Here is an 11,108-nt window from a genome sequence, read left to right as displayed (position 1 = left end):
AATATTTTTTTATCTATTTTATCAAATTATTATTTAAACTAAGTTCTTTTGCTAAAAACTCACCTGTATAACTTCCACTTTTCTTATAATTTAGAGCAACACTTAGAGGTGTTCCTACATCAACTATTTGCCCACCATAGCTTCCTCCATCTGGTCCCATATCAATAAGATAATCACAGTTTTTAATAATGTCCATATTATGTTCAATCACTAAAACAGAATTTCCTAAATCTGTAAGATGATGTAATACTTTTGTAAGCCTATCTACATCTGCAAAATGAAGTCCTGTTGTAGGCTCATCTAAAATATATAGAGTGTTTCCAGTGTCACGTTTACTGAGTTCTTTCCCTAATTTTATTCTTTGTGCCTCACCACCACTTAAAGTTACAGCATTTTGACCAAGAGTAATATACCCTAGCCCAACATCACTCAAAGTTTGCAGTTTTTGATTTATCTTAGGAATGGCTTTAAAAAATTCTAAGGCTTCGTCTACACTCATATTAAGCACATCAGATATAGACTTACTCTTATATTTTATTTCTAAAGTTTGCGCATTATATCTATGCCCTTTACAGATATCACACTTAACCATAATATCTGGAAGAAAATGCATTTCTATTTTTATTTCACCCTCACCTTGACATTTCTCACAACGTCCACCTTTAACATTAAAAGAGAAACGTCCTATTTTATAACCACGAAGTTGTGCCTCTTTTGTTTTTGAAAAAAGTGTTCTTATTTCATCCATAACACCAGTATATGTTGCAGGATTACTTCTAGGAGTTCTTCCTATTGGACTTTGATCAAGATATATTACTTTATCAAGATGTTCAAGCCCATGACACTCTACTCCTGCTACTTTTTTTACTTTTCTAGCACGATTGAGTAACTCTTTAGCTACTGGTAAAAGTGTTTGAAGGATGAGTGAGCTTTTACCACTCCCACTAACTCCAGTGATACCAACTAAATTTCGAAGAGGAATTTTAACTTTTATATTTTCTATATTGTTTACATGTACATTTTTTAGTTCTATCCAATCTTTTTGTTCTCTATCTTCTTTATATTCTATTTTTTTTACACCATTGAGATAATCAGCTGTCAAAGTTTCACTCTTTTTTAGCTCTTCAAGAGTTCCTGCAAAAACAATCTCACCACCAAATTTACCTGCATTTGGTCCAATATCAACTATAAAATCACTCGCTTCAATAGTCTCTTTGTCATGCTCAACTACAATAACACTATTACCTTTTTTCTGCAAATTTCTAAGCGTTCTTATGAGTCTTAAAGTATCTCTTTCATGTAAACCAATACTAGGCTCATCAAGAACATACATAACACCAGTAAGTCCACTTCCTATTTGTGATGCTATTCTAATTCTTTGTGCTTCCCCACCACTTATAGTCCTAGCATCACGTCCAAGCGTAATATAACCAAGTCCAACATCAAATAAGAAAAAGAGTCTCTCTCGTATCTCTTTTAGGACTGAAGCAGCTATAAGATGTTGTTGTTCACTCATATATTCAAAATTTTGTTCATCTTTAAAAAAGTCTAAAGTTTTATCTATTGGCATATCTAAGATATCACCTATATTTCTTGATGCAACGTGTACAGCTAAACTCTCTTGTTTTAATCTATGTCCTGTACATCTATCACAAGACTTTTCACTCATATAATCACCAAGCTCTTTTTCATCTTTGAGCATATCATAAGCTATTTTTACAACACCTTCCCATTTCCTAGTTAAAGAGTGTCTTTTCCATGTAAACTTTGCTTCTTCTACGCCACCATGAAGTATTGCTTTTTTTTCATGCTCTTTTAAATCTTCAAAATTTGTATTAACATCAATACCTGCTGCTTTACAATATCCATTTAAAAACTTTGCATAATAGCCTTTATTAAAACCATAAAAAAGTTTTATCGCACCATCGGCTACAGTTTTATGTTCATCTATAATTTTTGAAAGGTCAAGTGTATATCTTATACCTAATCCATCACAAACAGGACAAGCACCTTTAGGTGAATTAAAAGAAAAAGAGAGAGGTTCAAGTGGTTCAAAACTTATCTTACAATCAAAACAAGCTAAATGCTCACTATAATGAATATGAGGTGTTTCTAAGCCTACCTCTTCATGATTGAGTATATCAAGTTCAACTTCACCATAACTTTCTAATAATGATTTTTCAATGTCACTTGCTATTCTTTCTGTATTATCTTCTTTAATAACAACTCTATCTATCACAACTTTTATAGTATGTTTTTTTGTTTTACTCAGTTCTACCTCTTCATCAAGTCTCACCATAACACCATCAATCATGGCTCTTACATAACCTTTATGACGAAGAGACTCTATCATATCAGCAAAACTACCTTTTTTCTCACGTACTAATGGAGCTAAAATAACTAATTTTGTCCCAATAGGAAGTTTTAAAACTTCCCCTATAATATCTGCTCCACTCATCTGAGAAATTGGCTCACCACACTTATGACAATGCTGCTTCCCAACTCTTGCAAACAAAAGTCTCATGTAATCATATATCTCTGTAATTGTTCCTACAGTTGAGCGTGGATTTTTACTTGTTGTTTTTTGATCAATTGCAATAGCAGGAGTCAATCCCTCTATTCTCTCCACATCTGGTTTTCCAACTCTATCTAAAAATTGTCTTGCATAAGAAGAGAGTGATTCAATGTATCTTCTTTGTCCTTCAGCATAGAGTGTATCAAATGCCAATGTTGATTTACCACTTCCACTAAGACCTGTAAATACAACTAATTTATTTTTTGGTATTTCTAAATTTATATTTTTTAAGTTATTTTCGTTTGCACCAAAAATCTTTATCATCTGTTACCTTTAAAAGAATAGTTTGTTAAATGTCATACAAAATATAATAATGTATAACGTTAAAATTAATTTTTTATGTAATTTTTTATTAGTTTTATGAGACATTTTTATACCAAAATATACTCCTATCAGAGAAGTAATTCCTACTATAAGTCCCTTATCATAATGAATGTATCCAAATCTAGCTAAACTAATAAATCCTGAAGTTGAAGAAAATATAATGTAAAACAGAGACATAGAAACTGCTTTTTTAACATCATAATGTAAAAATCCAACTAATATGGGAGTTAAAAAAAGTCCCCCTCCAACACCAATACTTATGGCGATCAAACCTACAAACATTCCTACTAAAAAAAGAACTATTTTAGAATTTATCTCTTCTTTATCACTTATTTCAGGGGATTTAAAAAATTTCATAATCGCTAAAGAAACTGAAAAAAGAAAAATTAGATTTAATACCATTGAAGGAAAAAAATGAACTACAAAACCACTACCTTGAGCACCAATAAAACCACCAAGACCTAAGATAAGTCCTTCTTTTGCAATTGACATACCTTTTTTTACATTAAGATAGGAGGCAAAAGTTGAGCTAAATACCATCTGTACTACAGAAATCCCAATTGCATATTTAATTTCAAAACCTAAATACATCAATGAAGGTACGAGAAGTGTTCCTCCTCCTATTCCAAAAAAAGCAGATACAAAACCTATAATTAATCCAAATATGGACAATTCAAATAACAAATTTAATTCTATCAATCTTCTAAATCTCTATTAATAATATCAAAATACTCTAAAAACAGTTCTGTTAGTTTAGAATTAACTTTTTTTTCTTCACATAGTTTTACTATTTCACTTTTAGCTGTTGATTCTACAAATACTTTTTTACCAATCAAAACTTCTCCTAACTCTTCAACAAAATCTTGTCTCTGTTTTTTTACACCATTATTTATACATATATTATTAAAAGCTATCTCAAGGTTACTTGCAAAAACTTGTAAATATCTTTTATCTACTTCTTCAAGACGCGAACAGCCTTCTACATATAAAAAGAGTATTTTTCCACTACTTGCTTCAAAATAAGTAACATAAAAATCTTTTTCAAAAAAACTCTTTTTTTCAGTATATGCACGATTTAGATTACTTAATATCTCTTTTGTAAGTATTTTTGTCTCATTTTGTCCTTTAAAAGAACCAATACTTGCTATAAGTTTAAACTCTTCACCATGGAGTGTGGCAAAAAAACCATTATCTGCCTCTGTTTCAAATATGTGTCCATCAATATTTAATATAGCTGTAACTTGAGACAATGCAGCTTCAACAAACATGTAAAATGAACTTAATTTAAAAATTGTTTTAGACGCTTCTATAATTTTTTCTAAAGCTCTTCTATTGTGATCTATAATATCCATATCTCTATAAGCTCTTAATGAAGCAATTACTGTAGTATATAATTTTTTTGAGGTTAATTCTGTTTTTTCTTTATAATCATTAATATCATAATTATCTATTACTTCTTTTTCTGGAGCACTTCCTGGTTGTCCAGTTCTCAGTACTATTCTTATTTTTTTTAAACCTAACTCTTCACGTATTTTTTTAGCTACTATAAGTCCTGCATCATCACTTTCCATAACAACATCTAAAAGAATAAGTTGAATATCTTGCTGTTTTGATAAAAGTTCTAGTGCTTCTTCACCACTATAAGCACTCAGAATTTCAAGTTTTTTGCCTTCAAAAGTAAATTCTCCTAGTACCGTTCTTGTAACTAAATGTACTTCTTCTTCATCGTCAACTATTAATACTTTACATGTAGCTTTAGATAAATTCTCTTCTTTTTTCTTTTGAACAAACTTCATCATAGCCATAATAACGTTCCTTTTAAAAAAATAATAGAATATATTTTACATTAATTAGTTATTTAAACAACTTAAACTATAATTACTCATATTTTATTTTTATTAGGATAACTATGATAGATGCTATAGACAAAGCTACAACCAAATTCTGTTCTGAGATAATAGGTTTAAAAATCGATCCTGCAAAAACTGTTGGGAAAAATTTTTATGGTGCCGCTATTGCTATGTATGAAAACAATACTGAATATCAATGGTATCTGCTTTTTAAAAAATCTACTTTAAATGAGTTTGCAAAAGTTCTTTTATTTGAAGATAACTTAAATGAAGATGATTTAGATGACTTAGTTAAAGAAGTTGCTAATATGATAATAGGAAGTGCTAAAGTTATTTTAGAAGAAAAAAATATCAATAACACATATAAAATTTCCACCCCTGATTTTTTAGGTCATATAGAAAACTCTAAAATTTTAGAGTTGGAAGAGTTTTTGCTTTATAAAATAAAAAATCGTACCTTTATAATTGGGAAAAGAGTAGAACTTGGATAAAAAAGACAAAGAATATATAAAAGAAACATTACTTGCAGGATATGAAAGTCTTGTAGATATTAATGTAGATTTTATTGCTGAACTTGGGACCACTTCCTTAAGTATAAGAGATTTACTCAAACTAGATAAAGGCTCTGTGATAGATTTAGAAAAACCTGCAGGTGAAAGTGTTGAGTTATTTGTAAACAACAAAATCTTTGGTAAAGGCGAAGTAATGGTTTATGAAAAAAACTTAGCAATTCGTATAAATGAAATCTTAGATTCAAAAACTGTTATCCAATATTTTAAGAAAGAGGTTGGATGAGAACTATACTTATATTTTTACTTACAATATCCTTTGTAAATGCGTCAAATCTTTTAACACATAATATTTATGAAAGAAGTGATAGGGTAGATGTAATGCTCTCTTTTGATTCACCATATGAAGGGAAAATCACTCAAAAAAGAGGTGAAAATATCACTACTTTAACATTAAGTGACTTGACATATGACAAACTCATAGAAAAAAATATCAACTCTCCTATACTCCAAGCATTTACGATAGAACCAGATAAAGATAATATAAAGGTTATTTTAAAAAGTGAAAAAAACATAGCAGTAATTGCTTCAAAAACTGTTGATGGTTTTGGATTAAGAATCCGTACGAAACCAATATTTATTAACAAAATTCAATCAACAAAAGTCTCTTCTGTAACTACAAATACTAAAACTCCTATAACCACAAAACTTAGTGAAGATTTAATAGACAGTAGATATTTAAGTGTTATTTTACTTTTATCAATTATGATACTCTTTATGTTTTGGGTTAAAAAAAGAGTTGCAAACAAACAAACACAAGTCAAAGCTAAAAATAAAAACTCATGGTTATTTAAACAAGATACGCAGAATAATTCCAATGGTGAAATAAATGTTCTACATAAAAAACAAATTGACAATTCAAATAGCGTAGTCTTATTAGAATTTGATGATAAAAAATACCTTGTAATGACAGGTAATTCTAATGTTTTATTAGAAAAGTTTTCTAAATCAGATATAAAAAATGATTCAGATTTTGAAAAAGCATTTGAAGATAACAGAAAAAAACTAGATGAATATCTAAAAATTCAAAAAGATGACTCTTTTGATAATTATAAATCAAAAGCAGCAGGAGAATATATCTCAAAATTAGAGCATAGCTAATTGGATATAGTTTTATCTGTTATTTGTGTATATATCTTTATACTCTTAGGATATATTGCTAAATTAAAATTAAAAGATGAATTACAAGAAAAATCTCTTGTAATTTTATCTATCTACTTTTTGCAACCTATGCTTGCACTTTGGGGACTTAGTACCAAACCTATTAACATTACTCTTATGCAAGCTCCTTTGATATATGCCGCTATTAGCCTTTTGGGTATTATTGTGAGTTTTAGCCTAGCAAAAATATTTTTTACTGATGCAAAAGAACGCTCTATTGCAACAATTTCAAGCGTTATAGGAAACACAGGCAATATTGGAATTCCTTTAGGTATTGCTCTATTTGGTGAAGATTCAATAATTTATACCTCACTTATAAATGTAGCCAATGTTTTTATAGTATATACTATAGGTGTATATTTTTACTCACGTGGGACTTTTAGTATTAAAGATTCTTTATTGAACATTTTACGATTGCCCCTTATATGGTTTGCTATTCTTGCACTTTTATTAAACTTTTTTCAAGTAGAGATTCATCCAACGTTATTTCATTCATTAAAAATGGGTGCATATGCTGCTATGGTTATCCAACTCATGATATTTGGAATGTATCTTTATAGCATAAAACTTAAAACTATCAACATAAAACTTCTTTTACATGTAAGTACTGTAAAGTTTATTCTCATTCCTATTATAGCTCTAATAGTTTTAACAAATTTAGGTTTGGACAAATATATTATTGGTATTGTTCTACTAGAACTTTTAGTTCCTCTAGCAGTCAATAATGTAAACTTATCATCAATATATAACTGTAAACCAGTAGATGTTACTGCTTTAGTATTTTTTACTTCATTACTATTTATTCCTTATATTATGTTCGTTATGAAATTATTTGATAAACTCTAAAATATGCTATAATCTACTCTTAAAGGATAGAAAATTAAAGAAATAAATGAACATATAGAAGTTAAAACTGTTAACGAAAAAACTATAAGATTAAAATATGTAAGAGCTCTTGAAAAATTTGTTAGAAGCAATATCTCTTATTTAAAAGACAAAGAATTTGAATTTGAAATATTTCAAAAAAGAGTAAAAAAAACTTTTGAAATTTTAAAAAAAGTAGAAGCAATTAGACTCAATGCAACCTATCCAATAGCATTAGAAAACTATGTAAACATGATTTTAGGTGTTTTACATGTAGATGATGAATTAGGGGATGAAGAAAAGTTTGAAATCCAAGAGACTTTACTTAAAGAAGCAAATCTTCTTCATAAAGAAAAAAATAGCACTCGATACAAAAAAGATAAACATAAATCAAAAAGTTTTAATGACGGATATTAAAAAAATTCTCTATTTCATCTCTCATTTGATTACTATCTACTATAGTATTGATTTTATTTCTAAAAGAAGAAGCTTCAGCAACACCCTTTGAATAAACATGAAGGTGTTTTCTAAACATACTTACTCCTTGAGAGCCATAAAACTCTACCATACTATCATAATGTTCTAATATAATTGTAGCTTTAATTTCACTATCTACAGACTCTTTAGCATGCTTTAATTGATAAAATATCCAAGGGTTTCCAATAGCCCCTCTCCCTATCATTAAAGAGTTACATCCTGTTATCTCTTTTACTTCCATAGCCTTTTCAAAGCTTGTTATATCTCCATTGGCAAGTACAGGTATTTTTACGCTTTGTTTTACTCTAGCAATCGCATCATAATCAACAGGAGCTTTATAAGCACCAGCTCGTGTTCGTCCATGTACACTCATAAAATCAACCCCAGAAGACTCTACTGCTTTTCCTATTTGTTCTGGAATTTTTTCCACAAAACCTAATCGCACTTTTGCACTAGTATATTGTTTATTAGAATATTTTTTAATGGTTTCCAAGATATTTACTAAATGAGGTAAGTCTAAAAGTAAAGATGAACCAGAGCTTTGGGATACCACTTTAGGAACAGGGCAACCACAATTCAAATCAATTCCATCAATACCTTCGATATCGTTGAGCATTTCTACAGCTTCACGAATAACACTTAAATCACTTCCCGCAAGTTGTACTATATAAGGAGTTTCTAGTGGAGATTTTTCTAACATTTTAAATGTTTTTTTTGAGTTATGTTGTAATGCATTTGCACTTATCATTTCTGAAAATGTTAAGTCTGCTCCAAATTTTTTAACAACATTACGAAAAGGGAGGTCTGTATATCCAGCAAGTGGGGCCAAGGCAACAATGCCTTGGTCAAAATCAATCAACTTCATTTACTATGAAAATCTTAAAAAGATTCCACTATCTACATTTTTACCATGGTCTCTTAAAAACAGAAGAGTTTTAAACTTTTTAAACTCATCTTCATCAGAATTATCCAAAATATCTCTTATTTTGTCTATCATTTGTAATTCATAAAGAACATAAAGATAAGCATCAGCTGCTGCTACATGATCAGGTGAATTATAAAGTTTTTCAAAAAGTGCTATTAGTGAATCAGGAGCAAGCTTTATCTTAATTTCATAAGCTAATTCTAGGTAATCTTCACGACTTGCTTTAAAATTCATTAGAAGCTCTTCTATTGATGCTAAATCCATCTCAAACTTATCTTCTTCATCAAGATATCTTTCCATTAGAACTCTAAACATCTCTTTTGATGGAGAAAAGCCTACTTTTTTAATTTCATCAAAACTTGCATATTTTAAAAATTCAAAATATGCTTTTTGACATAATTCACTCTTTTCATCTTTACACTCTTTTAAAATTGTTGTAGCGTATTTAGGGTCATCTGCAAGTTTGTTAAACTTGTTTTTCTCAATAAGTTTATTATCAGCTGAAAGTTTATATTTTTTTAGCTCAACAACTTTACCCTCATTAATATCTTTTACAACTTGACGTAAGGTTTCTATTTTTTCATCTTCTATATTAATATTATCAACTTCTTTATAATCGACCATTTTAATACTATTGCTTATAAACTTAAAATAATCCGTTTTAAACTTGAATGAACTATCTTCACCTAAAACTTTTTCACCAAAAGCTACTTTAAAATTTTCAAAATCTCTTACAAGAGATCTATTTCTCCAAAATTCTTTCATACTATAATACATCATGTGAAAAATAGAAGCTACAAAAAGTAATACTGCAGGGAGAATTATCCATATCGCAATTGGAAGGTTTAATGAAAACTTATATACTTCTAGTGTGTATGTATCGCCACTAAAACTATATACATATAAACCAATAGCCAATAGATATACTAGTGTTAACACTATATAACGTTTAATCCCCATATCAAATCTCCAATTATTTATTTTGCTTTTCTATTATCTCTCTACAAACTATACAATATTTTGCATAAGGCTTTACTTTTAGTCTTTGAAAACTAATATCTTCCTCACACATTTCACATATTCCGTATCCACCACTCTTAATTTTACTCAATGAAAAATCAATTTCTCCGAGTTCTCTTCTTTGTTGAGCACTTATAGCTTGTTCAATCATGCGGTCTGTACTTATTGAAGCGTGATCTGCTTCATCACCAACATCATCATCTTTTAAAGATTCTATCTCTTTTGCTGCATCATCAATATTTTTCTTGATTTGTGTTTTTCTTTCTACAAGTAGATCTTCAAAATATTTTAAATCACTATCTCTCATTGCTCATTTCCTTGGTTTAATCTTTCCTTACTTATGGTAAGGATGGTTATTCTTAATACAAAGCCCCCTGTAAATTTGTTCATAAAGAACAACTTTCGCTATTTTATGGGCATATGTTAGTTTACTTAAACTTATAACTTTTTGAGTTTTGGAAAGAAACTCTTTATCAAAGCCATAAGCACCGCCAATAAAAAAATTGATATTCATTGCATTATCAAAAATTTCACTAAACTCAAAACTATCACATTGCTTTCCCTCTACATCTAAAGCGATATTATATCCCTTCAAATGAGTTTCGTATGCTTTGGTATATGAATCTCTAGCCTCTTTTTCACCTTTAGTTTGCGCTAAGGCAATTTGTTTGTTAAAAACAACAATATCTTCAATAGATGCATTTTTAGAGATCATTTTAATGTACTCTTTATTTAAAACATCTATAGTTTTATTACTACTTTTTTCAATACTAAAGACTTTAATATTCATATACATCACTTCCTACAACAGCATATGTAACACCAACAATCTCATCATCCACTTTAACTCCACCGATTGCACCAACCGGTTTAAAAGAAAGTCTTGCCAAATCACTGAGGCTCTCTTTTAAAACGTTTGCATCACTTTTTGTACTTGTAGTTCTATAAGCTCCCAATCCTATATAATCAATATCAAGTTCATTTGCTTCTAAAATTTCTTCCTTATTATGAGTTGAAATTCCTAAAACTTTTTTTCCTATTTTCTGCCTTATCACTTTAATAGCTTCTTTTACATCTGAGTCTATTTTTCTCAAATCACTCTGTCCAACATGTAATCCATCACAAAAATTCACTAAATCAATTTCATCGTTTATTATCACTTTCATATCACAAAGAAATTTTAATTTTATGAGGTTATCTATTTTTCTTTGTATATTTCCTTTTTTATCACGATATTGAATCATTTCTACATGTAATGTGTTACATGTAGAAACAAATTTTTCTATTGTCCACTTTTTTTTGACTAAACTCTCATAATCTAAAAGCGCATACAATTTCATAGG

General features: G+C 29.2%; 13 protein-coding genes. 5 read left to right on the top strand and 8 right to left on the bottom strand.

Going from position 1 to position 11,108, the window contains the following annotated elements; genetic code table 11:
* Window positions 1–13: 13 nt before the first annotated feature.
* Genes uvrA through K354_RS13795 form a run of 3 tightly spaced genes read right to left on the bottom strand, consistent with a single transcriptional unit; the run spans window position 14 to window position 4,704 of the window.
* Window positions 14–2,839 (bottom strand): excinuclease ABC subunit UvrA, encoded by a 2,826-nt coding sequence (uvrA, locus tag K354_RS0102230; protein WP_024953885.1) that lies wholly within the window; start codon window positions 2,837–2,839, stop codon window positions 14–16.
* 9 nt (window positions 2,840–2,848) lie between these two features.
* The gene (locus tag K354_RS0102225; RefSeq protein WP_245600557.1) at window positions 2,849–3,598 is read right to left on the bottom strand and encodes a sulfite exporter TauE/SafE family protein; all 750 of its coding nucleotides are present in this window, start codon (window positions 3,596–3,598) and stop codon (window positions 2,849–2,851) included.
* Window positions 3,595–4,704 carry a DUF3369 domain-containing protein gene (locus K354_RS13795; RefSeq protein ID WP_024953883.1) on the bottom strand — a complete coding sequence of 370 codons (1,110 nt, stop codon included), beginning with the start codon at window positions 4,702–4,704 and terminating at the stop codon, window positions 3,595–3,597. Before K354_RS13795 ends, K354_RS0102225 begins: the two co-directional genes overlap by 4 nt.
* Before the next feature lie 104 nt (window positions 4,705–4,808).
* Here K354_RS13795 and K354_RS0102215 point away from each other — a divergent pair, with 104 nt between their 5' ends.
* The 5 genes from K354_RS0102215 to K354_RS15205 all read left to right on the top strand — a co-directional run bounded on the left by K354_RS0102215 (window position 4,809) and on the right by K354_RS15205 (window position 7,760).
* Complete coding sequence (locus tag K354_RS0102215; protein ID WP_024953882.1) at window positions 4,809–5,240, top strand: chemotaxis protein CheX; 432 nt, start codon at window positions 4,809–4,811, stop codon at window positions 5,238–5,240.
* Entirely contained in the window at window positions 5,233–5,544 is a 312-nt protein-coding gene (gene fliN, locus K354_RS0102210) for a flagellar motor switch protein FliN (RefSeq protein WP_024953881.1), read from the top strand. The genes K354_RS0102215 and fliN overlap by 8 nt, the downstream gene beginning before the upstream one ends.
* On the top strand, window positions 5,541–6,419 hold the full coding sequence (locus K354_RS0102205) for a hypothetical protein (RefSeq protein ID WP_024953880.1): 879 nt from the start codon (window positions 5,541–5,543) through the stop codon (window positions 6,417–6,419). Before fliN ends, K354_RS0102205 begins: the two co-directional genes overlap by 4 nt.
* Window positions 6,420–7,325, top strand: a complete 906-nt coding sequence (locus K354_RS0102200; protein WP_024953879.1) for an AEC family transporter — start codon at window positions 6,420–6,422, stop codon at window positions 7,323–7,325. It begins immediately after the preceding gene.
* A 270-nt stretch (window positions 7,326–7,595) separates the two neighbouring features.
* On the top strand, window positions 7,596–7,760 hold the full coding sequence (locus K354_RS15205) for a hypothetical protein (protein ID WP_245600555.1): 165 nt from the start codon (window positions 7,596–7,598) through the stop codon (window positions 7,758–7,760).
* Here the strand turns inward: K354_RS15205 and K354_RS0102190 are convergent.
* The 5 genes from K354_RS0102190 to K354_RS0102170 are packed head-to-tail and all read right to left on the bottom strand — an operon-like array spanning window position 7,744 to window position 11,105.
* Entirely contained in the window at window positions 7,744–8,685 is a 942-nt protein-coding gene (locus K354_RS0102190; protein ID WP_024953878.1) for a tRNA dihydrouridine synthase, read from the bottom strand. The genes K354_RS15205 and K354_RS0102190 overlap by 17 nt on opposite strands.
* Window positions 8,686–8,688: 3 nt before the next feature.
* On the bottom strand, window positions 8,689–9,705 hold the full coding sequence (locus K354_RS0102185; protein WP_024953877.1) for a fatty-acid--CoA ligase: 1,017 nt from the start codon (window positions 9,703–9,705) through the stop codon (window positions 8,689–8,691).
* A gap of 13 nt (window positions 9,706–9,718) precedes the next feature.
* A complete protein-coding gene (dksA, locus tag K354_RS0102180) occupies window positions 9,719–10,072 on the bottom strand; it encodes an RNA polymerase-binding protein DksA (protein WP_024953876.1) in 354 nt (117 codons plus the stop codon).
* A gap of 27 nt (window positions 10,073–10,099) precedes the next feature.
* Entirely contained in the window at window positions 10,100–10,555 is a 456-nt protein-coding gene (locus K354_RS0102175; protein ID WP_024953875.1) for a 23S rRNA (pseudouridine(1915)-N(3))-methyltransferase RlmH, read from the bottom strand.
* Window positions 10,545–11,105 carry a thiamine phosphate synthase gene (locus K354_RS0102170; RefSeq protein WP_024953874.1) on the bottom strand — a complete coding sequence of 187 codons (561 nt, stop codon included), beginning with the start codon at window positions 11,103–11,105 and terminating at the stop codon, window positions 10,545–10,547. The genes K354_RS0102175 and K354_RS0102170 overlap by 11 nt, the downstream gene beginning before the upstream one ends.
* Window positions 11,106–11,108 lie beyond the last annotated feature (3 nt).

The sequence above is a fragment of the Sulfurospirillum arcachonense DSM 9755 genome, from assembly GCF_000597725.1.
Taxonomy (GTDB): Bacteria; Campylobacterota; Campylobacteria; order Campylobacterales; family Sulfurospirillaceae; genus Sulfurospirillum_A; species Sulfurospirillum_A arcachonense.
This window is presented reverse-complemented; position numbering and strand designations above follow the sequence as displayed.